This window comes from Bordetella genomosp. 1, assembly GCF_002261335.1.
In the GTDB taxonomy this organism is placed as follows: domain Bacteria; phylum Pseudomonadota; class Gammaproteobacteria; order Burkholderiales; family Burkholderiaceae_B; genus Bordetella.
In genome coordinates, this window is the sequence record NZ_NEVL01000007.1 from 20,985 (window position 1) to 45,489 (window position 24,505).

Genomic DNA, 24,505 nt, shown 5'->3' on the forward strand with positions numbered 1-24,505 from the left:
GATCCGCACGCCCCATGCACGCCAGCCCCGCCACGACCCTCGCCCGCCTGCGCGACTACTTCCACGCCAAGGATGAAAACCGGCCGCACTACATGGCGCGCGCGTTCGCGCCGGATGCCGTGCTGGAGATGCGCCTGAACACCCAGGCCATCGCGTTTCCGCCCAACGCGCGCGGCCTGGACGCCATCACCGACACGCTGGTGCGCAAGTTCGGGCAGACCTACGACAACGTCTACACCTTCTATCTCGACCGCCCGGCCGACGACGCGCGCCTGCCGCACTACAGCTGCGACTGGTTCGTGGCCATGACCGAGAAGACCACCGGGCTGGTACGGGTGGGCGCGGGCCGCTACGACTGGGAATTCAACGCCGAGCCGTACCTGGTGCGCCGCCTCGTGATCACGATCGACACGATGGAAGTGCTGCCGGCCGCGAACGGCGAGGCGGTGCTGAACTGGATCACCGCGCTGCCCTATCCCTGGACCGACGCCCCCCGCGTGGTGGCGGGCGCGCCGCGCATCGAGGCCCTGGCGCCGGTGATGCACTGGCTGCGGCGCGACGCGCTGGCACAGCACCCCGACGGAGGCACGGCATGAAGTACCCGCTGATCGCCTTCGATTTCGATGGCACGCTCGCGGACACCCTGCCCTGGTTCGAATCGATCCTCGACGACGTGGCCGAGCGCTACGGCTTTCGCAAGACCAGCGCGGCCGAACGGCGCGAGCTGCGCCGCCAGGGCGTGCAGGAGATCCTCAAGTTTCTCGGCATCCCGCTCTGGAAGGCGCCCGCGATCCTGATCCACGTGCGCGAACGCATGAACGAAGCCGGCCCGCAGATTCCGCTGTTCGACGGCGTGCCGGCGGCGCTGGCGCTGTTGCGCGCGCAGGGCGTCAAGCTCGCCGTGGTGAGCTCGAACGCCACCGAAAACGTGCAGCGCGTGCTGGGCGCCGAGGTCAGCGCGCTGTTCGACGACTTTGAATGCGGCACCGATCTGTTCGGCAAGGCCGCCAAGCTCGAGCGCCTGATGCAGCGCCACGGCGTGGCGCCGGCCCAGACCGTGCTGGTGGGCGACGAAGTGCGCGACGTCGAGGCCGCGCGCAAGGCCGGCGTGGCCTGCGTGGCGGTGGCCTGGGGCTACAACGACGCCGAGGCCCTGCGCGCCGAACGACCCGACGCCCTCCTCACCGAGGTGGGCGAGCTGAGTACCCGACTCCTTTGATCCTTTCGCCCCGCCCATGAGCCACGATCCGCATCGCATCACCGACCTGGACACCCTGCTGGCGCTGTATGGCGAGCCCGCGCAGCCGTCGATCGCCAAGGAGGTCGACTACGTGCACCCGCACTACCGCGCCTTCATCGAGGCCGCGCCGTTCGTGGTGCTGGCCACGCGCGGGGCGGGCGGGCTGGACGCCTCCCCGCGCGGCGACCCCGCCGGCTTCGTGACCGTGGCGGACGACCGCACGCTGCTGCTGCCCGACCGGCGCGGCAACAACCGCGTCGACAGCCTGCGCAACGTGCTCGAAGATCCGCAGGTGGGCCTGCTGTTCATGATTCCCGGCGTGAACGAGACGCTGCGGGTCAATGGCCGCGCCGAGATCAGCGTGGACCCGGCGCTGCTGGCGCGCTTCGACATGGATGGCAAGCTGCCGCGCTCGGTGCTGCGCGTGCATGTCGAGTCCGTCTACTTCCAGTGTGCGCGCGCCATCGTGCGCTCGAACCTCTGGGATCCGGCGCGCCACCTCGCCCGCACCGCGCTGCCCAGCAACGGCCAGATCCTGGCCGACGTGACGGCCGGCGAGATCGACGGCGTCAAGTACGACATCGAACAGCCGGCCCGCATGCGCGCCACGCTCTACTGAGCGCGGCGCCGCCGCGTTCAGCCCTCCTGCGCCGGCTGCCAGCCGCGCACGAACACATCCACCGGCTGGCGCTTGCCGCCGGCCTTCTGCAATTCCAGCAGGCGCAGCACGCCCGCGCCGGTCGCGAGGTCGACGCCCTCGGCCGTGGCCGCCAGCAGGCTGCCCGGCGCCTGCGTGGCGGCGCGCGGCAAGGCCTGCGCGCGCCATACCTTCACCGGATCGGCCAGGCCCGCCAGGCGCACCGTGGCGCCCGGCACCGGATTGAAGGCGCGGATGCGGCGCGCCAGCACCTCGGCCGGCAGCGTCAGGTCGAGCGCGGCCTCGCTTTTCTCGAGCTTTGCGGCGTAGGTCACGCCCTCGTCGGGCTGCTTGCGCGGCATGAGACCCGGCCCCGCCAGCGCCTCGAGGGCCTGCACGATGGCCTCGGCGCCTGCCTGGGCCAGCTGGTCGTGCAGCAGCGCGGCCGTGGTGTCGGCACCGATCGGCACCACGCGTTCGAGCAGCATGTCGCCGGTGTCCAGGCCCTCATCCATCTGCATGATCGTGACGCCGGTCTCGCTGTCGCCGGCCTCGATGGCGCGCTGGATCGGCGCCGCGCCGCGCCAGCGCGGCAGCAGGCTGGCGTGGATGTTCAGACACCCCAGGCGCGGCAGCGCGAGGGTCCAGCGCGGCAGGATCAGGCCATAGGCCGCCACCACCATCACGTCGGGCGCGATCCGCGTGAGCAGCGCGTGCGCGGCGCGGGCCTCGTCGGGATACTTGCCATCGAGCCGCAGGCTGCGCGGCTGCGCCACCTCGATGCCCGCGGCCAGCGCCGCCTGCTTGACCGGGCTGGGCTGCAGCTTCAGGCCGCGGCCGGCGGGCCGGTCGGGCTGGGTCAGCACCAGCGGCACCTCGTGGCCGGCGGCCAGCAGGGCGTCGAGGGCGAGGCGGGCGAAATCGGGGGTACCGGCAAAAACGAGGCGCATGAAGACGATCCAGAAACTTCGACAACGGCGCCTGGCGGCGCGGACAGCCGATATTGTCGGGTCAGAACGGCGCGGCGCCAAATCGGCCCTGGTGTGCATCCGGATTGATATATCAGGGAGCGCTTGCGAATATGGCCCATCGCCCCGCCGCCCGCAGGAGTTGCGCATGACCCAGGCCAGCGCCCCCACCGCTGCCGACCGCATCCGGCTCGACCTCGAAGCCCGAATCGCAGACGGCACCTTGCCCCCCGGCGCGCCCCTCGACGAGGCCGCGCTGGCCGCCGCCTTCGGCGTGTCGCGCACGCCGGTGCGCGATGCGCTGCTGCAACTCGGCGCGCACGGCCTCGTGCGCATCGTGCCGCGCGTGGGCATCTTCGTGGCCGAGCTCGATGCCGACGCGCTGGCCAACATGTTCGAGACCCTGGCCTACCTCGAAGGCCTGTGCGCGGGCCTAGCGGCGCGACGCATCGACCCGGCCACCCGCCGCGCCCTGCGCCGCGCGCACCAGGCGGCCGAGCCGCGGCCGGACGGCGCGGGCTACGGCGCGGCCAACCAGGCCTTCCATGCCGTGCTCTACGAGGCCTGCGGCAATCCCTATCTGATCGCGCAGATCGTGCTGATCCGGCGCCGCACCCAGCCCTACCGCCTGCGCCACTTCGACCAGCCCGGCCGCGTCGCGCGCTCGTGGCGCGAGCACGGCGCCATCGTGGCGGCGGTGCTGGCGGGCGACGTGGACGGCGCCACGCGTGCCGCCACCGCCCACATCGTCGAGGGCGGCCGCGAGTTCCGCGCCTTCGCCGCGCGCTTTCCGCAGGGCCTGTTCCACGAGCCCGAGCCGGCCGCGCTGGCGCCGCCGGTCGCCGCGCCGCTGGGCTGGCTCTACGGCGCCCGCGCCAACGCCGCCCCCCGCATGCCGCACTGACCCCCGGCAGGCCCCACCCGCCTTGTGTCCTGATCGCAGGAGATGCCCGTGCTCGCCCGATTGCTCCGCTATGCCGCCCTCATCCTGCTCGCCAGCGCGAGCGCCGCCCATGCGCAACAGGCGCCGCTGAAGATCGTGGTGGGCTTCTCGCCGGGCGGCGGCGTCGATACGCTGGCGCGCCTGCTGGCGCAGCACCTGGGCACGCCGCTGGGCCGCACCGTGCTGGTCGAGAACCGTCCTGGCGCGGGCGGAACCATCGCCGCCGACACGGTGCGCCGCGCCGCGCCCGATGGCAACACCGTGCTGCTGGCCGATACCTCGCTATTGGTTGCGCCCTACATCTATCCCGACCTGCCCTACCGCCTCGAACGCGACTTCGTGCCGGTGGCGATGGTGGGCGAGGCCGGCCTGGCGCTGGCGGTGGCCGCCGCCAATCCGGCGCGCGACCTGCCCCAGCTGATCGCCCAGGCGCGCCAGGCGCCGGGCCGCCTCACCTACGCCACCGTCGGCATGGGCTCCATGCATCACCTGGGCGGCGAGCTGTTCAAGACGATGAGCGCCACCGACCTGGTGCACGTGCCCTACAAGGGCGGCAGCCCCGCCGTGCAGGCGCTGGCCGGCGACCAGGTCAGCGTGGCGATTTCCAGTCTCCCCGCCGTGATGCCGCTGGCCGCCTCGGGCCGCATCCGCATCCTCGCGGTGCTGTCGGCGCAGCGCTTCGCCGGCCTGCCGGACGTGCCGACCGTGGCCGAGACGCTGCCGGGCTTCGAGACCACGCCCTCGCTGTTCCTGCTGGCGCCCGCCGGCACGCCGCCCGCCGCGCTCGCGGCCCTGCAACAGGCGCTGCCGGGCGTGCTCGCCGACGCCACGCTGCGCCAGACCTTCGTGGCACAAGGCTCGGAGGTGCGCTACCAGCCCGCCGACGCGCTGGCGCAATGGTTGCCCACGCAACAAAAACGCTGGGGCGACCTGATCGCCCGGACCCAGCTCGACTTCCGTCAATAGCCGTTTCTCCACGAGGCTCCGCATGCCGCACAACCCCGCCCCCTCCGCCCTGCACGGGCTCATCGTCCCGCCCGCCGCCGGGGAGGTGCCCGCCGACGGCGCGCGCCTCTATCCCGGCCTGCGCTTCTGCGCCAGCGGCCTCGGCCTGGGCTCGGTCACGCCGGCCGGCTACGACGCGGTGATCGACGACGTGGCCGCGCATGCGCGCAAGCTCGCCGACCAGGGCGCCACGGTGATCTCGCTGATGGGCACCTCGCTCAGCTTCTATCGCGGCGCCGCCTTCAACCGCAGCCTCACCGAGGCCATGACGGCCGCCACCGGCCTGCCCTGCACCACGATGAGCCACGCCGTGCTGCGCGCGCTCGACAGCCTGCAGGCGCGGCGCGTGGCGCTCGCCACCGCCTATGTCGAGGACGTGAACGAACGGCTCGAGATCTTCCTGCGCGAGGAAGGCCTGGACGTCACCGCCTGCAGCAGCCTCGGCATCAGCGGCGTGGAGGCGATGGCAAAGGTGCGCACCGACACGCTGGTGGCGCTGTGCGAAGAGGCGCTCGCGGCGGCGCCCGACAGCGACGCCATCCTGCTGTCGTGCGGCGGGCTGCTCACGCTCGACGCCATTGCCATCATGGAGGGGCGCCATGGCGTGCCGGTGGTGTCGAGCTCGCCGGCCGGATTCTGGGACGTGGTGCGCGCAGGCGGCGGCGATCCCGCCGCGCCCGGCCAGGGCATGCTGTTCGCGCCGCGCGCCCAATGAAAAACCCGCCTCGCGGCGGGTCGTGAAACGGGCGGGGGTGCGGCGCGCTCAGGCGCGCAGCGCCTCGCGCTCGGCCTTCTTCAGGCGCGTCTTGATGCGATTCTGCTTGAGCGACGACAGGTACTCGACGAACACCTTGCCGTCGAGGTGATCGATCTCGTGCTGCACGCACACGGCGAGCAGGCCTTCGGCCTCGAACTCATACGGCTGGCCCTGTTCGTCGAGCGCCTTGCAGCGCACGCGCGCCGACCGCTTGACCTCGTCGTACACGCCGGGCACCGACAGACAGCCCTCTTCGTAGGTCTGCAGCTCTTCGCTCTTCCAGGTGATCTCGGGATTGATGAGCACGCGCAGCTCGTTGCCCTCTTCCGACACGTCGATCGTGATGACGCGCTCGTGCACATCCACCTGGGTCGCGGCCAGCCCCACGCCGGGCGCGTCGTACATGGTGTCGGCCATGTCGCGCACGAGCTTGCGGATGCGGTCGTCGACCACGGCCACCGGCTTGGCAATCTTGTGCAAGCGCGGATCGGGGTAACGGAGGATGTTGAGCAAAGCCATGGAAATGTCGGTGAGACGGAATAATCAGCGGTCAGCACTCATAATAATTCATAAGACTCCGGCAATCCAATAGCTTTAGCCTAAACGCCATATAGCGGGCCGCCCCGTGGCAAAAAACGGGGACGGCCAAGTCCGGCTCACGCCGCCGGCGCGCCCCGCCGGGCGATGAACACCTTGTACAGCACCACCAGCAGCAGCAGGAACGGCACGCCGAAGGCGAGCGTCATGTGGAACGCCCCGGTGAACCAGGTGCTCACCAGGATCGCCGCCATCAGCGCCGCGCCCAGCAGCGTCAGCAGCGGAAAACCCGGCATGCGCACCGACAGGCGCGCGGCCCCGGCGCGGTCGCGCTGGCGCCGGAAGCAGTAGTGCGTGATGAAGATCATCATCCAGGTGAACATCGCGCCGAACATGGCGATCGACATCATCAGCGTGAACGAGGACTCGGGATAGAGCGCGTTGAGCACCGTGGCCACCGCGATGCCCGCGCTCGAGATCAGCAGCGCGTAGACCGGGATGCCGTTGCGCGAGAGCCGGCCCATGGCGGCCGGCGCATGACCGGCGCGCGCCAGGCTGAACATCATGCGGGTGGTGATGTAGAGCTGGCTGTTCATCGCCGATACCGCCGCGACCAGCACGATGAAATTGATCACCGCCGCCGCGCCCGGCACGCCCACGGTCTCCATCACGGTCACGAAGGGGCTGCCGGAGCCGGTCTGGTCCCAGGGCACGATGGCCAGGATCAGGGCCAGCGAGAGCAGGTAGAACAAGGCCAGCCGCAGCATGGTGGCGCGAAAGGCCTGGCGCACCGCGCGTTCCGGCTCCTCGGCCTCGCCCGCGGCGACGGCGATCATCTCCACGCTCAGGTAGCTGAAGATCGACACGATCACCGCCACCCACATGCCCCACAGCCCGTGCGGAAAGAAGCCGCCGTGCTCGGTGTAGTGGCGCACCCCGTACTGCGGATTGCCCCAGACCACGTACGCGCCCATCAGGATGAAGGCGACGATGGCGCTGACCTTGATGGTGGAGAACCAGTACTCCGCGGTGCCGAAGGCCTTCACGCTCATCGCGTTGATGCCCACCAGCAGCGCGGCGAAGCCGAGCGTCCAGACCCAGGGCGGCACGTCGGCGAACCAGAACTTCATGTATTCGGCCACTGCGGTGACTTCGGTGCCGACCGCGAGCACCACGCACGACCAGTACGCGTAGCGCACCAGGAACCCGGCCAGCGGCCCGATGTAGTGCTCGGCATAGGCGCCGAACGAGCCCGAGGTGGGGTGCGCGACCGTCATCTCGGCGAGACAGCCCATCAGCAACAAGGTGATGAAGCCGCCGATGGCATAGCTCAGCAGCACGCTGGGCCCGGCAAAGCCGATGGCGAAGCGGCTGCCCAGGAACAGCCCGGTGCCGATCGCGCCGCCGATGGCGATCATGCTCATCTGGCCGGCCGTGAGCCGGCGCTGCAATCCGGCCTCGCGGCGCGCGATCGATTCGAAACCCTCAGGACCCTGCATGTGTCTCCCCTGATTCAACGAGGGGCCGGATTATGGATTATTGGCCGGCCCCGCTGGCATGCGCGAGCCGCGTGCTCAGGTCACCGCGGCGCGCTGGCGGAACTCGGGCCGGTCCCAGGCGCGCGTGTCGAGCACGTCGCGCAGGATCTCGACCGCGTCCCAGACGTCGGCATAGCTGAGATAGAGCGGCGTGAGGCCGAAGCGCAGCAGCTCGGGCTCGCGGTAGTCGCCGATCACGCCGCGCGCGATCAGGGCCTGCATCACGGCATAACCCTCGGGATGCAGAAAGCTCACGTGGCTGCCGCGGCGGGCGTGTTCGCGCGGGGTGACCAGCGTGAGCGGATGCGCGGCGCAGCGGCTCTCGACCAGCGCGATGAACAGGTCGGCCTGCGCCAGCGACTTGGCCCGCACCGCCTGCATGTCGGCCTCCAGCGCGAGGTCGAGCCCGCACTCCACCAGCGACATCGACACGATGGGCTGGGTGCCGCACAGGAAGCGGCGGATGCCCTGGGCCGGGTCGTAGCGCGACGACATCTCGAACGGATTGCTGTGGCCCCACCAGCCCGACAGCGGCTGCCAGAAGTGATCCATGTGGCGCGGCGCGACCCACAGGAAGGCCGGCGAGCCGGGCCCGCCGTTCAGGTATTTATAGGTGCACCCCACGGCGAAGTCGGCCTCGTCGGCCTCCAGCTGCAGCGGCACGGCGCCGGCCGCATGCGCCAGGTCCCAGATCACGAGCGCGCCGCGCTCGTGCGCCAGGCGCGACACGGCCGCCATGTCGTACATCGCGCCGCTGCGGTAGTTCACGTGCGAGAGCAGCAGCACCGCCACGTCGGCGTCGAGCGCCTCCTCGAGGCTCAGGTCGGCATCGGTCAGGCGCAGCTCGTAGCCTTGATCGAGGAAGTCGATCATGCCCTGGATCATGTACAGGTCGGTCGGGAAGTTGTCGCGCTCCGACACGATGACCTTGCGCGCGGGCTGGTCGCGCTGCTGGATGCGCAGTGCCGCGGCCAGCACCTTGAAGATGTTGAGCGAAGTGGTGTCGGTGACCACCACCTGGCCGTCACCGGCGCCGACCACCCGGGCCAGCTTGTCGCCCAGGCGCGAAGGCGCCTCGAACCAGCCGGCGGTGTTCCAGCTGCGGATCAGGTCGTGGCCCCATTCGCGGCCGATCACCTCGGCGGCACGCGCGGCGGCCGCGCGCGGCTTGGCGCCGAGCGAGTTGCCGTCCAGGTAGATCACGCCCGGGGGCAGTTCGAACCGGTCTTTCAGGCCGGCCAGGGCATCGGCGGCGTCCAGCGCCAGGCAATCTTCACGGGTTTTCATCTCGACCTCGACATGCTTGAAACGTCAAATATGGTATCAGCGCAACAATCCCGAATGATTGCAAATTCCGCGTGACGCAGGGCCATCTTTGCACGAAAATTCGCCCACCCCAGGGTTTGGAAAAAGAATCTTGCACCATGCAGCTCGACACGATTGATTGCCGCATTCTCACCATTCTCCAGGCCGACGGGCGCATCTCCAACCAGGACCTGGCCGACCGCGTCTCGCTGTCGCCCTCGGCCTGTCTGCGGCGCGTGCGCGCGCTCGAGGAAGGCGGCATCATCCGCGGCTATCGCGCCACGCTCGACAATGCCCAGCTCGGCGTCGACTTCGAAGCCTACGTGCATCTGTCGCTCGACCAGTCCGAACCCGGCTGGAACGAGGCCTTCGTGGCGCAGCTCGGCGAGATGCCCGAGGTGGTGCAGGCCAGCATCGTGACCGGGGCCACCAACTACATCCTGCAGGTACGCACCCGCGACCTCGCCGCCTTCTCCAACTTCGTGGTCGACCGGCTCAACGGCATCCGTGGCGTGCGCGAGATGTGCTCGCACATCGTGATGCGCAAGGTGAAGGACAGCGCCGGCGCGATTCCGCTGCCCGACCTGCAACAGGGCGGCTGAGACCACCCCGCTTCGCCGCGGCCCCGCCGGACGCGGCGCAACCTGCGCCTGCGCGCGCAAGCAGGCCGCGCCGCCCCCTCGGCGTGCCGCCGGCGCGACCCTGCGGTCACGCCCGGCCCGGGCACTTTGCTACGCTAGCGCCTGCCCCAGAATCCGCGGCTCCGGCCGTTGCCCTGCCATGCCGCTCATCCACACTCCCGCCGAACTCTCCGCCTGGCTGCGCCTGTCGCTCGAGCCCAACGTGGGGCCCGCCACCGCCTGCCAGCTGCTGCGCGCCTTCGGCCTGCCGCAAGACATCTACGACCAGAGCGCCACCGCGCTGGCGCGCCAGCTGCCGCACGAGCTCGCCCGCCAGCTGGCCGCCGCGCCCTCCGCCGACACCGCCGCGCTGATCGAGCGCACGCTGCTGTGGGCCAGCGAGCCCGGCCACACCGTGCTGACGCTGGCCGACCCGGCGTACCCGCAGGCGCTGCTGACCATCGCCGACCCGCCCGTGCTGCTCTACGTCACCGGCGACGTGGCCTGTCTGAACCGGCCCGCCCTCGCCGTGGTGGGCGCGCGCAACGCCACCGCCGGCGGCGCCGAAAACGCGCAGGCCTTCGCGCGCCACCTCGCCGCGCACGGCTGGTGCGTGGTGAGCGGGCTGGCGCTGGGCATCGACGCGGCCGCGCACCAGGGCGCGCTCGACGCCGGGCCGCGCGGCGCCGGCACCGTCGCGGTGCTGGGCACCGGCATCGACCGGGTCTACCCGGCCGCGAACCGCGAACTGGCGCACCGCATCGCCGCGAGCGGCGCGCTGATCTCGGAGTTTCCGCTGGGCGTGGGCGCGCAGGCGCATCACTTTCCGCGCCGCAACCGGCTGGTCGCCGGCCTCGCGCGCGGTGTGCTGGTGGTCGAGGCGGCGCGCCAGAGCGGCTCGCTCATCACCGCGCGCCTCGCCGCCGAGAGCGGCCGCGAGGTCTTCGCCATCCCCGGCTCGATCCACTCGCCGCTGGCCCGCGGCTGCCACCAGCTGATCCGGCAAGGCGCCAAGCTGGTCGAGACCGCGCAGGACATCACCGACGAGCTCGGCGTGCCGGTGCCGCCCGCCGAACAGGACGCCGCGCTGCAGCTGTCCGACACGCCGCGCATCGCGCTGGCGCCGCACCTGGCCGCGCTGCTCGATGCGCTGGGCTACGACCCCGTCCATCCCGACGCGCTGGCCGAGCGCACCGGGCTGCCGATGCATCATCTGCAGGCGCAACTGACCGAGCTGGAGCTGGCCGGACTGATCGCACGCGGCGACGGCGGCGTCTTCCAGCGCCTGGGCGGGGCCTGAACGCGCGCGGGCCGCGCCCGCTGCACCGCCGGCTGGGTGGGACTACTATAGGCAGATCAAAAACCGCGCCGACCACGGCGCCCGCCCCCAGGAAGAGACATGGCACTGCCCTCCCGCGTCAAGATCGTCGAGGTGTCGCCCCGCGACGGCCTGCAGAATGAAAAAGAATTCGTCGCCACCGACATCAAGGTCGAGCTGGTCGACCGCCTGAGCGCGGCCGGCTTTCCCAACGTCGAAGCCGCCTCCTTCGTGTCGCCCAAGTGGGTGCCGCAGATGGCCGACGGCGCCGACGTGATGGCGCGCATCCAGCGCCGCCCCGGCACGATCTATTCCGTGCTCACGCCCAACATGAAGGGCCTCGAAGGTGCGCTCGCGGCCCAGGCCGACGAGATCGTGATCTTCGGCGCGGCCAGCGAAGCCTTCTCGCAGAAGAACATCAACTGCTCGATCGCCGAGTCGATCGCGCGCTTCGAACCGGTGGTCGCCGCGGCCAAGGCGGCCGGCGTGCGCGTGCGCGGCAGCATCAGCTGCGCGCTCGGCTGTCCCTACCAGGGCGAGGTGCCGGTGGAGGCCGTGCTCGACGTGGCGCGCCGCTACCAGGCGCTGGGCTGCGACGAGATCGACGTGGCCGACACCATCGGCGTGGGCACGCCCAAGCGCGTGCGCGAAGTGATGGGCGCGGTCACCGCGCTGGTCGACCCCGGCCGCATCTCGGGCCACTTCCACGACACCTACGGCCAGGCCCTGGCCAACATCCTGGCCGCCCTCGAAACCGGCGTGTCGATCTACCACGCCTCGGTCGCGGGCCTGGGCGGCTGCCCCTACGCCAAGGGCGCCACCGGCAACGTCGCCACCGAAGACGTGCTGTACATGCTGCGTGGCCTGGACATCGACACCGGCGTGGATTTCGACGCCGTCGTGGACATCGGCCAATGGATGTCGGCCAATCTGTCGCGCAAGGGCTCGAGCCGCGCCGGCAACGCGATCGCCGCCAAGCGGGCGGCCTGAGCCCGCGTCGGCACGGGTCGTGAAAGGAACGTAGAATGGCCGTTTGCGACTGCGCGCAGCGCCCGTCACCGGCCCATGATCTCTCCCTTCCCCGCCCCCACCGCCGAAGAGCAGCGCGCGCTGTTCAACGAAATCGGTCCGCTCCCGCTGTCGGGCCAGGCCTGGCCCGACTGGGTGCGCATCCTGGCCTGGGTGATCCTGGCCGTGATCGGCGTGCAGATCGTCACCACCGCCATCCGCATGCCGCCGGGCCAGGTCAACACGCTGATGGCCGGCACCGTGATCCTGTGTTTCCTGGGCCTTGCGGTGGTGTGCTGGAACATGCAGGTGTCGATCACCACGATCGACGAAAAAGGCCTGCGCCAGACCTGGATCACGCGCCGCGAGGTCGCCTGGCAGGACATCCATTTCGCCAAGTTCGTGCCGCTGCTGTTCTCCAAGCGCCTGGTCGTGTTCACGCGGCGCGGCCGGCCCATCGTGCTGCAGGGCGGCACGCGCGAGCTGCAGGTGGCGTTCGCCCGCATCTCGCTGCTCTACCGGCGCCGCCCGCCGGCCTGAGCGGCGCGCAACGCAGAAAGCCGGTGCATCGCACCGGCTTTTTTCATGGCCGCGCGCGCCAATGAAAACAGCCCCTCGCGGGGCTGTGATCGATGGCGGGGCCGGCGTGACGATCAGCGGATCGGCAGCGCGTACATCAGGCCGCCGTCGGTCCATTGCGCGTTCAGGCCGCGGCGGATCTTGAGCGGGCTGCCCTGGCCGACGTTGCGCTCGAAGCTCTCGCCGTAATTGCCCACCTGCTTGATGATGTTGTAGGCCCACTTCTCGTCGAGGCCGAGGTTCTTGCCGGCGCCCGGCGTCACGCCCAGGATGCGGCGCACGTTGGGATTCTCGCTCTTGAGCTGGCTGTCGACATTGGCCGCGGTGATGCCGTATTCCTCGGCTTCGATCATGGCCGACAGCGACCAGCGCACGATGTTGAGCCAGGCGTCATCGCCCTGGCGCACGAACGGGCCCAGCGGCTCCTTCGAGATGATCTCGGGCAGCACGAGGTAGTCGTCGGGCTTCTCGAGCTTGGAGATGCGGATCGACGACAGGCCGGAGGCGTCGGTGCTGAACACGTCGCAACGGCCGGTGGCGAAGGCGTTCACGACCTCGTTGAAGGTCTCGATCACGACCGGCTTGTAGTTGACCTTGTTGGCGCGCGCCCAGTCGGCCAGCGTGTTTTCGTTCGAGGTGCCGGTCTGCAGGCAGATGGTGGCGCCGTTGAGATCCTTGGCGCTCTTCACGCCCAGCGACTTGGGCACCATGAAGCCCTGGCCGTCGTAGAAGTTGATGCCGGCGTGGATGATGCCCAGCGCGGTGTCGCGCTGCTGCGTGACCGTGGTGTTGCGCGTGAGCACGTCCACCTCGCCCGATTGCAGGGCGGTGAAGCGCTGCTGCGAGTTGAGCGGCACGATCTTGATCTTGCTGGCGTCGCCGAACACGCTGGCGGCCACGGCGCGGCACAGGTCCACATCGAGGCCGCGCCACACGCCCTGCGCGTCGGGCGCCGAGAATCCGGCGAAACCGGTGGTGGTGCCGCACACCACCTCGCCGCGCTTCTTCACGACGTCCAGCGTCGCGCCCTGCGCGCCATTCGCCAGGCCCAGCGCCAGCGCTGCGGCGGCCACACTCGTTGCGATCTTCATGCTCGTCTCCATGCTGTCCGACAGGGCGCCGCACGGGCGCCGGGAAAGTGCGCAAGCTTAACGAGAGTGGCCGGGCCGTCAAAATAACCGAAACCGCATCCCTTATAACGCGCCGCGTGCCTGAGCAAGCGGCGCGCCCGGATCAGGCGGCCAGCGAGATCGAGACCGGCGCGTTGGCGACGCAGGCTTCGAGGGCGCGGCCCATGCGCGCGATGCCTTCGCCGATGCGGTCTTCGTTCATGGTGGCGAACGACATGCGCATCGCGTACAGGTCGGCGGTGGCGGGATCGGCGTAGAAGGCCTTGCCCGGCACATAGACCACTTCGTGTTCGATAGCGTAAGGCAACAGGCGGGTGGCGTCGATGTCGCCGGTCAGGCGCGCCCAGAAGAACATGCCGCCCTCGGGTTTCTTGAACGCGATCCGGTCGCCCAGCTCGCGCTCGAGCGCGGCGGCCATCGCGTCGCAACGCGCGCCGTAGGCCGCGCGGATGCGCGGCACGTGCACCGCATAGCGGTCGTTGGCCAGATACTGCGCCACCACTTCCTGCACCCAGGCCGAGTTGGCCATGTCGTCGGCGGCCTTGGCGCCCACGCAGCGGCGGCGCACCTCGGGCGGGGCCACCAGCCAGCCGATGCGCAGCGCCGGCGCCATGGTCTTGGACATGCTCGAGATGTAGACGGCCCAGTGGCGCGCCTCGCCCTCGGCCAGCGCCGCGATGGGCGGCACGGTTTCGCCGGAGAAGCGCAGCTCGCCATAGGGATCGTCTTCGACGATCAGGAAGCGATGCTTGACTGCCAGCTCGAGCAGGCGCAGGCGGCGCGCGCGGCTGAGGGTGGCGCCGCAGGGGTTCGAGAACGATGCCACCACGCACACCATCTTGGGCTTGACCTGCGCGGCCAGCGCATCGAGCGCCTCGAGATCGATGCCGTCGGGGCCGGACGGCACCGTGTGCACCGTGGCGCCGGTGTAGCGCAGCGCGTTGACCGAATTCGGGAAGGCGGGATTCTCGATGATGGCGTGGTCGCCCGGCTGCAGCATCACGCGCGCGAGCAGCGCCATGCCCTGCTGCGAACCGCCCGTGACGGCCAGCTCGGTGTCGGGATCGCAGACCAGGCCGCGCGCGGCCGACAGACGCGCCAGCTCGTGGCGCAGGCTGGCCTGGCCGTCGATGTTGGAGTACTGCAGACACGCCCCGAGGCGGCCCAGCACCTGGTTCGAAGCGGTGGTCAGGCCTTCGAGGTCGAACAGCTCCTGGGCGGGATAGCCGCCGGCCAGCGATACCGTGCCCGGCCGCATGGCGTAGGGCATCAGGGAGCGGATGGGCGCGGTGGGCGGGACCTGGAAGGCGGTGGCGAATGCGTACTCGGGCGCAGCGATGGACATGGCGGGGACGGCGGATGGGTGGACTGTGCGCGCGCCGCGTGCCCATCGTCCGGCCTGGGGCCGGCCCGGCGGGCGCACGGGCTGTGGAGGCGCCGTGGGTGGCGCGCACGCGGCCCACGGGTCGGCTGGCCGAAGCCACGCGCGCCGCTCCCCGACGGGATGACGCCACGCTCCTCCGGCTTTAAAACCTTGAAATATATATAAATGTCGGACGATTCTAAGCCTGGCGCGAATCCAGGGTCAACGCGCCCCGCGCCGGCTCGCCGAGCCGCCGTGGTGCTGGGCCTACACTATATGCAAAGCGCGCGGCGCCGCCGTGCCCACCCGTGTCCTCCAACCCGTGCATCCCCCATGACCGCAGCAGATTCCATGGCCCGACGGCTGGCCGCCGTGCAACAACGCATCCGCGAGGCCTGCGCCCGCGCCGGACGCGCCGAAGACAGCGTGGCGCTTTTGCCCGTGAGCAAGACCTTCTCCGCCGACGCGGTGCGCGAGGCCCACGCGCTGGGCCTGTCGCGCTTCGGCGAGAACAAGACCCAGGAGATCCGGCAGAAGGCCGCCGAGCTCGACGCGCTGGACCTGCGCTGGGTGATGATCGGCCACCTGCAGACCAACAAGGCCAAGGACGTGGCGCGCGACGTGGCCGAAGTGCAGTCGCTCGACCGCATCGACCTGGCCGACGCGCTGCAGACGCGCCTGGCCGCCGCCGGCCGCGAGATCGATGTGCTGGTGCAGGTCAAGACCTCGCCCGAGGAAAGCAAGTTCGGCCTGGCCCCGGACGCGCTGCCGGCGTTCCTGGCGCACCTCGCGGCGCACTGCCCGGCCCTGCGCGTGCAGGGCCTGATGACGATGGCGATCAACAGCGACGACAGCGCCGCCGTGCGGGCCTGCTTCCGCCTGCTGCGCGAACTGCGCGACGCGCACCGCAGCGCCGCCGTGCCGCTGGCGCGCCTGTCGATGGGCATGAGCGGCGACTTCGAGCTCGCCATCGAGGAAGGCTCGACCGAAGTCCGCATCGGCAGCGCCATTTTCGGCGCGCGGCACTACGACCACTGATCGAGACGCGGGTCTCCCCGGCGCGCCGCAACCGGCGCATAATGGCGGCGCACTGAATAAGCAGACCGATGCCCAGGCATCGGCGCCATAAATCCGCACGAGGAGACTTCATGACTACGCTCGCCCAGCGTCTGGCGGCGCTTGCCGCCTTGCCGGCCGCCGCCCTGGCCCTGACCGCCGCCACCCCCGCCCAGGCCCAGTCCTGGCCGACCCAGCCGATCCGCTGGATCGTGCCCTACCCGGCCGGCGGCGGCGCCGACGTGGTGGCGCGCACCGTGACCGCCGGCCTCGAAAAATCGCTGGGCCAGACCATCGTGGTCGAGAACCGTCCGGGCGCCGCCACCATCATCGGCGCCACCGCGATCGCGCAGGCCGAGCCGCGTGGCTACTTCGTGGGCACCGCCGATTCCGGCACGCTGGCCTTCAATCCCTCGCTCTACGCCAAGCTGAGCTACGACCCGACGAAATTCACATACATCGGCGGCCTGGCGCGCTTCCCGCTGCTGCTGGCGGTGAACGTGAACTCGCCGTACAAGACCGTGGACGACGTGATCGCCGCCGCGCGCAAGGAGCCCGGCACGCTGAGCGCCGCCTCGGCCGGCGCCGGTTCGCCGCACCACCTGGCGCTCGAGCTGTTCAAGCAGCGCGCCAACGTCAACGTGCTGCACGTGCCCTACAAGGGCGCCGCGCCCGCCATCCAGGATCTGCTGGGCGGCCAGGTCGACATCATGTTCATCGACCTCGCCGCGGGTCTGCCCAACGTCAAGGCCGGCAAGCTGCGCGTGCTCGCCGCCGCCACGCCCGAGCGCCTGAAGGTGCTGCCGGACGTGCCGACCATGGCCGAACAGGGCATCGCCAACTTCACCGCCTACGCCTGGCAGGGCGTGGTCGGCCCGGCCGGCCTGCCCCAGGACGTGGTCGCCAAGCTCTCGACCGACCTGGCCCAGACCCTCAAGACCCCCGCCGTCGCGCAGAAGCTCGAAGACATGGGCGTGGAACCCATGCCGATGACGCCGCAGGACTTCCAGGCCTACGCAGAACGCGAACGCGCCAGCTGGGCCGACGTGATCAAGAAGGCGGGCATCAAGCTGGAATAGGGGAGCCCCCACGCTGAGTGGGAGGCCCCCACGCTGCGCGCTGACGCGCTTGCTGCCCCCCAAGGGGGCTCGCCGCCTTCGGGCGGCCGGGCGAAGGGAAGGCCCCCACGCCGCGCGCTTCGCGCTTGCTGCCCCCCGAGGGGGCTCGCCGCCTTCGGGGCGGCCGGGCGGAGGGAAGGCCCCCACGCCGCGCGCTTCGCGCTTGCTGCCCCCCGAGGGGGCTCGCCGCCTTCGGGCGGCCGGGCGGCGGCGGGGCCATTCTTGCGACGGATTCAGGTCCGCTGCCCGCGCGGCGTCGGCGCGCTGAAAAACAAAGGTGTCAGACTGCATTTATGCAGCCCGGCGCCTCCCAAAACAAAGGTGTCAGACTGCAATTTCCGGCCGTCGTGAACCGGTGCGAAAAATGCAGTCTGACACCTCTGTTTGGGGCCTTCGCCGGCAGAGCGTGGCATCTCCCGCAGACCCGGCACGCGCCGGGTTTTCTACTTTGATGATCGGTGCTTCAGCTTCGCAGCGTCTAAAACAATGGTGTCAGACTGCATTTATCCAGCGCGGCGATCGACCAAAACAAAGGTGTCAGACTGCAATTTCCGGCCGTCGTGAGCGGGTGCGAAAAATGCAGTCTGACACCTTTGTTTGCGGGTGCGAGCCTGGCAAAAATGTAGTCTGACACCTTTCTTCAAAAATGTAGTCTGACACCTTTGTTTGGGGCGTTCGGGGGCTGCGGGTGGGCGCAAAAAACCCGGCGGGGGCCGGGTTGGGTTTGGGGCTCAGTGCTTCATGTTGTGGCCGCCGTGGCCTGCGAGGGTGGGGTCGCCGGCGGGGTGGTAGGCGATGGGTTTGACGTCGAATTGCACCTGCACCTCGCCCGCCTGCTCGAAGCGCAGCGTGGCGGGGATCTTGCCGCCTTCGGCGAAGGGGGCCTTGAGCTTGAGGAACATCACGTGATAGCCGCCCGGGCGCAGCTTGACCTCGCCATCGGCGGGCACGGGCACGCCCTGGGCGACCTCGCGCATCTGGGCCACGCCCTTCTCGGTGACCACCTCGTGCAGCTCGACGCGTTCGGCCGCCGGCGAGCTGACCGACAGCAGGCGGTCGGGCGTCTTGGCGTCGTTGTCGATCTCGAGGTAGCCCGCGCCGTTGGTCTGGCCCGGCGCGCTGGCGCGCACCCACAGGTCTTCGACCTCGATCTGGCCGACCTTGAAATCGGCGGCCTGCGCCGCGCCCTGGGCCCCGAGGGCGAGGGCGGCGGCGAGCGCGAAATGGCGAATCTTCATCAACGTCTCCTGATGCATTGCCCCTAGGCGGGCGTGGCGGGGGCCTGGCGCCGCCGCACCAGGGTGTGGGCGGCCGCCAGGACCGAATCGGTCAAGGCTTCCATCGCCTGCGAGTTTACCCGCCAATGCTGCCAGTACAGCGGCACGTCCTCGGCCGCGCGCGTGCGCAACGGCACCATGCGGCCGGCGTCCAGGTCTTCCTGCACCAGCAGCAGCGGGTTCATGGTCCAGCCCAGTCCGCCCAGCGTGGCGTGCACGAAGGCGCGCGTGGACGGCACCCACCACACCGGCGGCTGCCACGGCGTGCGGCCCATGATGCGGCGCGCGAAGCGGTGCTGCAGGCCGTCCTTGCGGTTGAACACGATCACCGGCGCCTGCGCCAGCGTGCGCGCATTCACGCCCTGCGCGAAATGCGCGGCGTGGAACGCCGGCGAACAGGTCGCCACGTAGCGCATGCTGCCCAGCGGATGGATGCGGCAGCCCTGCACCGGCTCGGCCAGCGTGGTGACCGCGCCCAGCACCGCGCCATTGCGCAGCAGCGCGGCGGTGTGGTCCTGGTCCTCGGACTGCAGGTCCAGCGTGGCGCGCGACACGCGCGAGAAGCGCAGCGCCGCGTCCACGAACCAGGTTTCGAGGCTGTCGTGGTTGACCGCGACAGGGATGCTCGCCAGCGCAATGCCGTCTTCATCGACCCCCAGCCGCTGCAGCGCCTCGTGTTCGAGCAGCGCGGTCTGTCCGGCGAGCTGCACCAGCACCTGGCCGTCGGACGTCGCGCGCGCCGGCACGGTTCGTTGCACAAGCAACCTTCCGGTGCGGTCTTCGAGCGCCTTGATGCGCTGGGACACCGCCGACGGCGTGACATTGAGCGCGGCCGCGGCGCGCTCGAAGCTGCCCTCGCGCACCACCGCGGCGAGCGCGCGCAGATGGCCATGATCGATCCGCATGCGCGGGTCCTCCCGCGGCCGGGCGGCCGTGGCCGGCCGGCACGCATATCGCAGAGCTGATTAAGCTTTGCTTAAGATGGTTAAAGGAAATTAGCTGTATTTCAGGCTTGCCACGCGCGAGAATAACGCTAATCCAGCCGTGCGCACAGCGCGGCTTCTTCTTTCCCGCAGTGGTAGTTCGATGATGTTCACGCTGTCCTCCCCCGCCTTTTTCACCGCCTGGTCCAGCGGCGCCGCCACCGGCCTGGGCCTGTTCGCCGTGGTCGGCGCGCAGAGCGCCTTCATCCTGCGCCAGGGCCTCATGCGCGCCCACCTGCTCAGCATTCTCGCCATGTGCGCCGCGATCGACGCGGTCTTCATCTTCAGCAGCGTCTGGGGCCTGCAGCAGCTCACCGAATGGTTTCCCAGCCTGACGCAGGTCGTGCTGTGGTTCGGTGTCGCGTTCCTCGGTTGGTACGCCATCCAGTCGGCCCGCCGGGCCTGGCGCGGCGGCAACCTGGCCGCGTGCCGCGCCGCCATCCCGTCGCGCGGCGCGGCGCTGCTGGGCGCCGTCGGCTTCTCGCTGCTCAACCCGCACTTCTGGCTCGACATGATGGTGGTGGGTTCGCTCGCGCACGGCTTCGACAATGCGCGCATGGCCTACGCCACCGGCGTGCTGAGCGCGAGCCTCATGTGGCTCGCGGTGCTGGGCGTCGGCTCGCGCCTGTTCGCGCCGCTGTTCTCCGACCCGCGCGCCTGGCGCGTGCTGGACGCGCTGATCGCGCTCGTGATGGGCGCGCTGGCCGTGTCGCTGGCGCGCGGCGGGCTGGCCGGCTGAGCCCGCGCGGGCCTAGCGTTTTCCCCGGGGTGCGCGCGCGCACCCCGTTTTTATAATGGCGCGTCTTCCACCACCGACGCCCAGCGCGCCATGCCCGTGCGCGATCCCCGCGATGTCCGCCTGCCGCCACTGGCCGCCATTCAGGCCTTCGAAGCGGTGGCACGCCTGGGCTCCTTCGAGCGCGCCAGCGCCGAGCTCGGCGTCACCGCGAGCGCGGTCGGCAAGCGCATTGGCGCCCTCGAGACCCTGCTCGGCACCACGCTGTTCTCGCGCGGCGGCCGCGGCGCGGCGCTCACCGCGGCGGGCCGCGAGTATCTCGAACAGGTGCGCAGCGCGCTCGGGCTGCTCTCGGCCGCCTCACTGCGCGCGCGCCACGATCCGCCCACCGAACCGCTGCGCGTGGTCTCCACGCCCACCTTCGCGCGCCAGGTGCTGATCCCCTCCCTGCCCGAATTCACCGACAGCCATCCGCACGTGGACCTCGAGATCCTGCTGTCGGTGCCCTATCTCGAAATCACGCCGCCCAACGCCGACCTGTGGATCCGCTTCGGCAGCGGCCACTATCCGGGCCTGCACGCCGAGCAGCTCACCGACGACCCGGTGTTCCCGGTGTGTTCGCCCGCCTATCTGAAGCGCCATGGCCCGTTCGAGCGCCCGGCCGATCTCGCCCGCGCCGCGCTGCTGCGCTGCCCGATGGAGCCGTGGCGGCCCTGGTTCGACGCGGCCCGGCTCAACTGGCCCGAACCCACGCGCGGCGTGTGGCTGGTGGACCTGGGCATGATGCTGGCGGCGGCCCATGCGGGCCAGGGCGTGGCGCTCACCCGCCGCACGCTGGCGGCCGAATGGCTCGACGAGCGCAAGCTGGTGCGCCTGTGCGGCATCAGCTCCGCCGGCCAATCGCAGTACTACCTCTGCACCGAGGCGCGCAAGCCGCTGCAACCCGGCGCGCGCGACTTCTCCTATTGGCTGCGCGGGCTGTGCCAGCGCGTCTCGGCCTGGCCCGGCTGAGCCCGCGTCAGGCCGGGATGCCGGCTCACCGGGGCTCAAACCTGCGCCATGCCGCCGTCGACGAACAGCTCGATGCCGTTGATGAAGCTCGCGGCGTCCGAGGCCAGGAAGGCGACGGCCTGGCCCACTTCCTGCGGCTCGCCCAGGCGGCCGAGCGGCACCTGCGCGGCGAGGTGGTCGAACAGGCCCTGGCGATTGGCGTCGTCCACCAGCCCGCCCAGGCCGGGCGTGCGGATCGGGCCCGGGCTGACCACGTTCACGCGGATGCCGCGATCCTTCAGGTCCAGCGCCCAGGAACGCGCGAAGTTGCGCACCGCGGCCTTGCTGGCGCTGTAGACGCTGAATGCGGCCGTGCCCTGGATGGACACCGTCGAGCCGGTCAGGATGACCGACGCGCCGTTGCTGAGCAGCGGCAGGGCCTTCTGCACCGTGAACAGCACGCCGCGCACGTTGGTGCCGAAGATGCGGTCGAAGTGTTCTTCGGTGATCGCGCCCAGGGGCTGCATGTCGCCGCCGCCGGCGTTGGCGAACAGCACGTCGAGACGGCCGGCCTCCCGCGCGATCCGGGCATAGACCTGTTCCAGGTCGCCGAGCACCGAGGCGTCGGCGCGGATGCCGGTGGCGCCCTGGCCGATCGCGGCCACGGCCGCGTCCAGCTCGGCCTGGCGCCGGCCGGTGACGTAGACCCGTGCGCCCTGGGCGGCGAGGATCTGGGCGGTGCCCAGGCCGATGCCGGTGGTGCCGCCGGTCACGAGGGCGATCTTGCCGTTGAGTTGCTTTTCCATGATGTGTCCTTGAGGTGTCCGAGGTTGAGGCCGGTGCCGCGGTCGTCGCGACGTCGTTGCCATGGATCACACTTTAGGCTTGCGTGATTGCTTGATAAATCAGCTACTATCGAAAAGATTATCCATACACATAGACAATCACCATGGATCAGCTCCTCGCCATCCGCGCCTTCGCCCGCGTGGTCGAGGCCGGCAGCTTCACGCGCGCGGCCGAATCGCTCGACCTGCCCAAGGCGAGCCTGAGCAAGCTGGTCCAGGAGCTGGAGGCGCATCTCGGCGCGCGCCTGCTCCAGCGCACCACGCGCCGCGTCACCGTCACGCCCGAGGGCAGCGCGTATTACGAGCGCACCGCGCGCATCCTCAAGGAACTCGAAGATGCCGACGGCGCGTTCAACGCCGCGCGCGGCACCCCGCGCGGCCGCCTGCGCGTGGACATCGGCTCGTCCACGGCGAGCGACGTGCTGATACCCGCCCTGCCCGACTTCCTGGCGCGCTACCCCGACATCCGCATCGACCTGGGCGTGTCCGACCGCGTGGTGGACCTGATCGGCGACAACGTGGATTGCGTGATCCGCGGCGGCGCCCTGCCCGACTCCAGCCTGGTGGCGCGCCCGCTCGGGCACGCCACGCTCGTCACCTGTGCCACGCCCGCGTACCTGAAGCAGTTCGGCGTACCGGCCTATCCCGACGAACTGAAGAACGGCCATCGGCTGGTGAGCTATGTCTCGACCGCCAATGGCCGCGCCATGCCGTGGCGCTACGCCCGCCAGGGCGAGCGGGTCGAGTTCAGGCTGGAGCCCTGCATGGGCGTGAACGAGAGCAACGCCCACCTGGCCGCCGGCCGCGCCGGGCTGGGCATCATCCAGACCTTCACCTATTGCGCCGCGCGCGACCTGGCCGCGGGCACGCTGGTCGAGATCCTGCGCGACTGGCGCCCGCCCGGCTACGCCTTTCATGCGGTGTATCCGCAGACCCGCCACCTCACCCATCGCCTGCGGGTGTTCCTGGAATGGCTCGCCGCCACCCTGCCCGCGCGGCTCGATCCGCCGCATTGAGGCCGGCCATCTGGTTGCGCCCGCAATCAGTGCGGAATTTTTTTCCGCTCGAGCCCGGAAAATCCTTCCGGCCGTAGCCCGTTCGACTAGGGATTTACGCGAGAACCGGCACAAACATAAGTTTCGCGTAAGCAATCCGGCACAAAGTAAATCGCACAGAGGAGAGCGCCCGCATTCGCAGCAACCCGCCGCCAGGCGCCGGCACCGGCTTTTTCACGCAGTTCACTAAATACAACGGAGACATCATGGATTTTCGTTTGAAGCTGCTTGCAGGCGCTTTGGTTGTTGCAATGTCCGGCGCGGCCCACGCGGCCGACCCGATCAAGATCGGCGTGGCGGGCCCCTACACCGGCGGCTCGTCGTCCATGGGCGTGAGCATGCGTGACGGCGTGCGCCTGGCCATCGAGGAAATCAACAAGAACGGCGGCGTCATCGGCCGCCAGCTGGTCGCCGTCGAACGCGACGACGAGGCCAAGAACGAGCGCGGCGTGCAGATCGCCCAGGAGCTCATCAACAAGGAGCGCGTCACCGCCACGGTGGGCTACATCAACACCGGCGTGGCGCTGGCCTCGCAGCGCTTCTATCAAGACGCCAAGATCCCCGTGATGAACAACGTGGCCACCGGCAGCGTGATCACGCACCAGTTCAAGGCGCCGGAATACAAGGAAAACTACGTGTTCCGCAACGCGGCGCACGACAGCATCCAGGCGCCGATGATCGTCGAGGAGGCGATCACGCGGCGCGGCTACAAGAAGGTCGCCATCCTGGCCGACTCCACCAACTACGGCCAGCTCGGCCGCGAAGACCTGGAAAAGGCGCTCGCCGCCAAGGGCATCAAGCCGGTCGCCGTCGAGAAGTTCAACATCAAGGATGTGGACATGACGGCCCAGCTGCTCAAGTCCAAGGAAGCCGGCGCCGAAGCCGTGCTCACGTACGGCATCGGCCCCGAGCTGGCGCAGATCGCCAACGGCATGGCCAAGCTGGGCTGGAAGGTGCCGATCATCGGCAGCTGGACGCTCTCGATGGCCAACTACATCGACAACTCCGGCGCCAACGGCGAAGGCGCGCGCATGCCGCAGACCTTCATCCAGGATCCCGACACGCCCAAGCGCAAGGCGTTCATCGACGCCTACCTGGCCAAGTTCAAGCCCAAGAACAACCGCATCGACTCGCCGGTGTCGGCCGCGCAGGGCTACGACTCGATCTACCTGCTGGCCGCCGCCATCAAGCAGGCCAACTCGACCGACGGCGAGAAGGTGCGCGAAGCCCTCGAAAACCTGCAGACGCCCGTCGAAGGCGTGGTCATGACCTACAACAAGCCGTTCTCGCACGACAACCACGACGCCATCACCGCCAAGGAAGTCACCATCGGCGAAGTGAAGGGCGGCCGCGTGGTCAAGGCGCAGTAACTCCCACACGCTGTCTCGCAGCTGCCGCCTCGGGCAGGGCGCACGGCCGGTGCCAACCGGCCGTGCGCCCTGCCGGGCGGCCCGGTCCGTCGCGCGGGGCGACGGGCGCGTTTTCGATTGGCGCACA

At 70.0% G+C, this 24,505-nt stretch carries 25 protein-coding genes; 16 read left to right on the plus strand and 9 right to left on the minus strand.

Annotation, left to right across the window (positions count from 1 at the left end; all coding sequences use genetic code 11):
* The first annotated feature begins 14 nt into the window (after nucleotides 1-14).
* Genes CEG14_RS24275 through CEG14_RS24285 form a run of 3 tightly spaced genes read left to right on the plus strand, consistent with a single transcriptional unit; the run spans nucleotide 15 to nucleotide 1,859 of the window.
* Nucleotides 15-596 (plus strand): hypothetical protein, encoded by a 582-nt coding sequence (locus CEG14_RS24275; protein WP_094828995.1) that lies wholly within the window; start codon nucleotides 15-17, stop codon nucleotides 594-596.
* Nucleotides 593-1,219 carry an HAD-IA family hydrolase gene (locus CEG14_RS24280; RefSeq protein ID WP_094828996.1) on the plus strand — a complete coding sequence of 209 codons (627 nt, stop codon included), beginning with the start codon at nucleotides 593-595 and terminating at the stop codon, nucleotides 1,217-1,219. The genes CEG14_RS24275 and CEG14_RS24280 overlap by 4 nt, the downstream gene beginning before the upstream one ends.
* Nucleotides 1,220-1,235: 16 nt before the next feature.
* Nucleotides 1,236-1,859, plus strand: coding sequence for a pyridoxamine 5'-phosphate oxidase family protein (locus tag CEG14_RS24285; protein WP_094828997.1), 624 nt, complete (start codon nucleotides 1,236-1,238; stop codon nucleotides 1,857-1,859).
* Nucleotides 1,860-1,876: 17 nt separating this feature from the next.
* Here CEG14_RS24285 and fmt read toward each other — a convergent pair whose 3' ends face one another.
* Complete coding sequence (gene fmt, locus CEG14_RS24290) at nucleotides 1,877-2,827, minus strand: methionyl-tRNA formyltransferase (protein ID WP_094828998.1); 951 nt, start codon at nucleotides 2,825-2,827, stop codon at nucleotides 1,877-1,879.
* A 166-nt stretch (nucleotides 2,828-2,993) separates the two neighbouring features.
* On the opposite strand from fmt, the gene CEG14_RS24295 reads away from it, so the two are divergent.
* Genes CEG14_RS24295 through CEG14_RS24305 form a run of 3 tightly spaced genes read left to right on the plus strand, consistent with a single transcriptional unit; the run spans nucleotide 2,994 to nucleotide 5,508 of the window.
* Complete coding sequence (locus tag CEG14_RS24295) at nucleotides 2,994-3,749, plus strand: GntR family transcriptional regulator (RefSeq protein ID WP_256986004.1); 756 nt, start codon at nucleotides 2,994-2,996, stop codon at nucleotides 3,747-3,749.
* Between the two features lie 48 nt (nucleotides 3,750-3,797).
* On the plus strand, nucleotides 3,798-4,754 hold the full coding sequence (locus CEG14_RS24300; RefSeq protein ID WP_179280672.1) for a tripartite tricarboxylate transporter substrate-binding protein: 957 nt from the start codon (nucleotides 3,798-3,800) through the stop codon (nucleotides 4,752-4,754).
* Between the two features lie 22 nt (nucleotides 4,755-4,776).
* Entirely contained in the window at nucleotides 4,777-5,508 is a 732-nt protein-coding gene (locus CEG14_RS24305; RefSeq protein WP_094829000.1) for an aspartate/glutamate racemase family protein, read from the plus strand.
* Nucleotides 5,509-5,556: 48 nt separating this feature from the next.
* Here CEG14_RS24305 and def read toward each other — a convergent pair whose 3' ends face one another.
* The 3 genes from def to kynU form a co-directional block, all read right to left on the minus strand.
* Nucleotides 5,557-6,069: a peptide deformylase gene (gene def, locus CEG14_RS24310; protein WP_094829001.1), complete on the minus strand. Its 513-nt coding sequence runs from the start codon at nucleotides 6,067-6,069 to the stop codon at nucleotides 5,557-5,559.
* A 137-nt stretch (nucleotides 6,070-6,206) separates the two neighbouring features.
* Nucleotides 6,207-7,586 carry an amino acid permease gene (locus tag CEG14_RS24315; RefSeq protein ID WP_094829002.1) on the minus strand — a complete coding sequence of 460 codons (1,380 nt, stop codon included), beginning with the start codon at nucleotides 7,584-7,586 and terminating at the stop codon, nucleotides 6,207-6,209.
* A 75-nt stretch (nucleotides 7,587-7,661) separates the two neighbouring features.
* A complete protein-coding gene (gene kynU / locus CEG14_RS24320) occupies nucleotides 7,662-8,912 on the minus strand; it encodes a kynureninase (RefSeq protein WP_094829003.1) in 1,251 nt (416 codons plus the stop codon).
* A gap of 137 nt (nucleotides 8,913-9,049) precedes the next feature.
* Between kynU and CEG14_RS24325 the strand changes: the two genes are divergently transcribed.
* The 4 genes from CEG14_RS24325 to CEG14_RS24340 all read left to right on the plus strand — a co-directional run bounded on the left by CEG14_RS24325 (nucleotide 9,050) and on the right by CEG14_RS24340 (nucleotide 12,416).
* Nucleotides 9,050-9,532 (plus strand): Lrp/AsnC family transcriptional regulator, encoded by a 483-nt coding sequence (locus tag CEG14_RS24325; RefSeq protein ID WP_094829004.1) that lies wholly within the window; start codon nucleotides 9,050-9,052, stop codon nucleotides 9,530-9,532.
* Between the two features lie 178 nt (nucleotides 9,533-9,710).
* Entirely contained in the window at nucleotides 9,711-10,850 is a 1,140-nt protein-coding gene (gene dprA, locus CEG14_RS24330; protein WP_094829005.1) for a DNA-processing protein DprA, read from the plus strand.
* Between the two features lie 99 nt (nucleotides 10,851-10,949).
* Nucleotides 10,950-11,858: a hydroxymethylglutaryl-CoA lyase gene (locus CEG14_RS24335; RefSeq protein ID WP_094829006.1), complete on the plus strand. Its 909-nt coding sequence runs from the start codon at nucleotides 10,950-10,952 to the stop codon at nucleotides 11,856-11,858.
* A 75-nt stretch (nucleotides 11,859-11,933) separates the two neighbouring features.
* Nucleotides 11,934-12,416, plus strand: coding sequence for a hypothetical protein (locus CEG14_RS24340; protein WP_094829007.1), 483 nt, complete (start codon nucleotides 11,934-11,936; stop codon nucleotides 12,414-12,416).
* A gap of 113 nt (nucleotides 12,417-12,529) precedes the next feature.
* On the opposite strand, the gene CEG14_RS24345 is transcribed toward CEG14_RS24340, so the two are convergent.
* Both CEG14_RS24345 and CEG14_RS24350 read right to left on the minus strand, forming a co-directional pair.
* Nucleotides 12,530-13,546 (minus strand): amino acid ABC transporter substrate-binding protein, encoded by a 1,017-nt coding sequence (locus tag CEG14_RS24345; protein WP_094829008.1) that lies wholly within the window; start codon nucleotides 13,544-13,546, stop codon nucleotides 12,530-12,532.
* A gap of 142 nt (nucleotides 13,547-13,688) precedes the next feature.
* Nucleotides 13,689-14,930: an aminotransferase-like domain-containing protein gene (locus CEG14_RS24350; protein WP_094829009.1), complete on the minus strand. Its 1,242-nt coding sequence runs from the start codon at nucleotides 14,928-14,930 to the stop codon at nucleotides 13,689-13,691.
* Between the two features lie 351 nt (nucleotides 14,931-15,281).
* Here CEG14_RS24350 and CEG14_RS24355 point away from each other — a divergent pair, with 351 nt between their 5' ends.
* The gene (locus CEG14_RS24355; RefSeq protein ID WP_094829010.1) at nucleotides 15,282-15,986 is read left to right on the plus strand and encodes a YggS family pyridoxal phosphate-dependent enzyme; all 705 of its coding nucleotides are present in this window, start codon (nucleotides 15,282-15,284) and stop codon (nucleotides 15,984-15,986) included.
* 110 nt (nucleotides 15,987-16,096) lie between these two features.
* On the plus strand, nucleotides 16,097-17,083 hold the full coding sequence (locus tag CEG14_RS24360) for a Bug family tripartite tricarboxylate transporter substrate binding protein (RefSeq protein ID WP_094829011.1): 987 nt from the start codon (nucleotides 16,097-16,099) through the stop codon (nucleotides 17,081-17,083).
* Nucleotides 17,084-17,853: 770 nt separating this feature from the next.
* Here the strand turns inward: CEG14_RS24360 and CEG14_RS24365 are convergent.
* Both CEG14_RS24365 and CEG14_RS24370 read right to left on the minus strand, forming a co-directional pair.
* Nucleotides 17,854-18,360: a copper chaperone PCu(A)C gene (locus CEG14_RS24365; protein ID WP_094829012.1), complete on the minus strand. Its 507-nt coding sequence runs from the start codon at nucleotides 18,358-18,360 to the stop codon at nucleotides 17,854-17,856.
* 23 nt (nucleotides 18,361-18,383) lie between these two features.
* Entirely contained in the window at nucleotides 18,384-19,304 is a 921-nt protein-coding gene (locus tag CEG14_RS24370) for a LysR family transcriptional regulator ArgP (protein ID WP_094829013.1), read from the minus strand.
* A gap of 184 nt (nucleotides 19,305-19,488) precedes the next feature.
* On the opposite strand from CEG14_RS24370, the gene CEG14_RS24375 reads away from it, so the two are divergent.
* Both CEG14_RS24375 and CEG14_RS24380 read left to right on the plus strand, forming a co-directional pair.
* Nucleotides 19,489-20,121 (plus strand): LysE/ArgO family amino acid transporter, encoded by a 633-nt coding sequence (locus CEG14_RS24375; RefSeq protein ID WP_094829224.1) that lies wholly within the window; start codon nucleotides 19,489-19,491, stop codon nucleotides 20,119-20,121.
* Nucleotides 20,122-20,211: 90 nt separating this feature from the next.
* On the plus strand, nucleotides 20,212-21,129 hold the full coding sequence (locus tag CEG14_RS24380; RefSeq protein ID WP_094829014.1) for a LysR substrate-binding domain-containing protein: 918 nt from the start codon (nucleotides 20,212-20,214) through the stop codon (nucleotides 21,127-21,129).
* Nucleotides 21,130-21,164: 35 nt separating this feature from the next.
* Here CEG14_RS24380 and CEG14_RS24385 read toward each other — a convergent pair whose 3' ends face one another.
* Nucleotides 21,165-21,914 carry an SDR family oxidoreductase gene (locus CEG14_RS24385; RefSeq protein ID WP_094829015.1) on the minus strand — a complete coding sequence of 250 codons (750 nt, stop codon included), beginning with the start codon at nucleotides 21,912-21,914 and terminating at the stop codon, nucleotides 21,165-21,167.
* Between the two features lie 143 nt (nucleotides 21,915-22,057).
* Between CEG14_RS24385 and CEG14_RS24390 the strand changes: the two genes are divergently transcribed.
* Nucleotides 22,058-22,969, plus strand: coding sequence for a LysR family transcriptional regulator (locus CEG14_RS24390; protein WP_094829016.1), 912 nt, complete (start codon nucleotides 22,058-22,060; stop codon nucleotides 22,967-22,969).
* 245 nt (nucleotides 22,970-23,214) lie between these two features.
* Nucleotides 23,215-24,378 (plus strand): ABC transporter substrate-binding protein, encoded by a 1,164-nt coding sequence (locus CEG14_RS24395; RefSeq protein ID WP_094829017.1) that lies wholly within the window; start codon nucleotides 23,215-23,217, stop codon nucleotides 24,376-24,378.
* Nucleotides 24,379-24,505 lie beyond the last annotated feature (127 nt).

Bases quoted from the DNA above. Each gene is read 5' to 3' on its own strand.
- CEG14_RS24360 (WP_094829011.1), top strand. From the start codon at position 16,097: ATGACTACGCTCGCCCAGCGTCTGGCGGCGCTTGCCGCCTTGCCGGCC.
- dprA (WP_094829005.1), top strand. From the start codon at position 9,711: ATGCCGCTCATCCACACTCCCGCCGAACTCTCCGCCTGGCTGCGCCTG.
- CEG14_RS24275 (WP_094828995.1), top strand. From the start codon at position 15: ATGCACGCCAGCCCCGCCACGACCCTCGCCCGCCTGCGCGACTACTTC.
- fmt (WP_094828998.1), bottom strand. From the start codon at position 2,827: ATGCGCCTCGTTTTTGCCGGTACCCCCGATTTCGCCCGCCTCGCCCTC.
- CEG14_RS24375 (WP_094829224.1), top strand. From the start codon at position 19,489: ATGTTCACGCTGTCCTCCCCCGCCTTTTTCACCGCCTGGTCCAGCGGC.
- def (WP_094829001.1), bottom strand. From the start codon at position 6,069: ATGGCTTTGCTCAACATCCTCCGTTACCCCGATCCGCGCTTGCACAAG.
- CEG14_RS24370 (WP_094829013.1), bottom strand. From the start codon at position 19,304: ATGCGGATCGATCATGGCCATCTGCGCGCGCTCGCCGCGGTGGTGCGC.
- kynU (WP_094829003.1), bottom strand. From the start codon at position 8,912: ATGAAAACCCGTGAAGATTGCCTGGCGCTGGACGCCGCCGATGCCCTG.
- CEG14_RS24350 (WP_094829009.1), bottom strand. From the start codon at position 14,930: ATGTCCATCGCTGCGCCCGAGTACGCATTCGCCACCGCCTTCCAGGTC.
- CEG14_RS24345 (WP_094829008.1), bottom strand. From the start codon at position 13,546: ATGAAGATCGCAACGAGTGTGGCCGCCGCAGCGCTGGCGCTGGGCCTG.
- CEG14_RS24315 (WP_094829002.1), bottom strand. From the start codon at position 7,586: ATGCAGGGTCCTGAGGGTTTCGAATCGATCGCGCGCCGCGAGGCCGGA.
- CEG14_RS24365 (WP_094829012.1), bottom strand. From the start codon at position 18,360: ATGAAGATTCGCCATTTCGCGCTCGCCGCCGCCCTCGCCCTCGGGGCC.
- CEG14_RS24335 (WP_094829006.1), top strand. From the start codon at position 10,950: ATGGCACTGCCCTCCCGCGTCAAGATCGTCGAGGTGTCGCCCCGCGAC.
- CEG14_RS24385 (WP_094829015.1), bottom strand. From the start codon at position 21,914: ATGGAAAAGCAACTCAACGGCAAGATCGCCCTCGTGACCGGCGGCACC.
- CEG14_RS24305 (WP_094829000.1), top strand. From the start codon at position 4,777: ATGCCGCACAACCCCGCCCCCTCCGCCCTGCACGGGCTCATCGTCCCG.
- CEG14_RS24280 (WP_094828996.1), top strand. From the start codon at position 593: ATGAAGTACCCGCTGATCGCCTTCGATTTCGATGGCACGCTCGCGGAC.
- CEG14_RS24295 (WP_256986004.1), top strand. From the start codon at position 2,994: ATGACCCAGGCCAGCGCCCCCACCGCTGCCGACCGCATCCGGCTCGAC.
- CEG14_RS24325 (WP_094829004.1), top strand. From the start codon at position 9,050: ATGCAGCTCGACACGATTGATTGCCGCATTCTCACCATTCTCCAGGCC.
- CEG14_RS24340 (WP_094829007.1), top strand. From the start codon at position 11,934: ATGATCTCTCCCTTCCCCGCCCCCACCGCCGAAGAGCAGCGCGCGCTG.
- CEG14_RS24285 (WP_094828997.1), top strand. From the start codon at position 1,236: ATGAGCCACGATCCGCATCGCATCACCGACCTGGACACCCTGCTGGCG.
- CEG14_RS24390 (WP_094829016.1), top strand. From the start codon at position 22,058: ATGGATCAGCTCCTCGCCATCCGCGCCTTCGCCCGCGTGGTCGAGGCC.
- CEG14_RS24395 (WP_094829017.1), top strand. From the start codon at position 23,215: ATGGATTTTCGTTTGAAGCTGCTTGCAGGCGCTTTGGTTGTTGCAATG.
- CEG14_RS24355 (WP_094829010.1), top strand. From the start codon at position 15,282: ATGACCGCAGCAGATTCCATGGCCCGACGGCTGGCCGCCGTGCAACAA.
- CEG14_RS24380 (WP_094829014.1), top strand. From the start codon at position 20,212: ATGCCCGTGCGCGATCCCCGCGATGTCCGCCTGCCGCCACTGGCCGCC.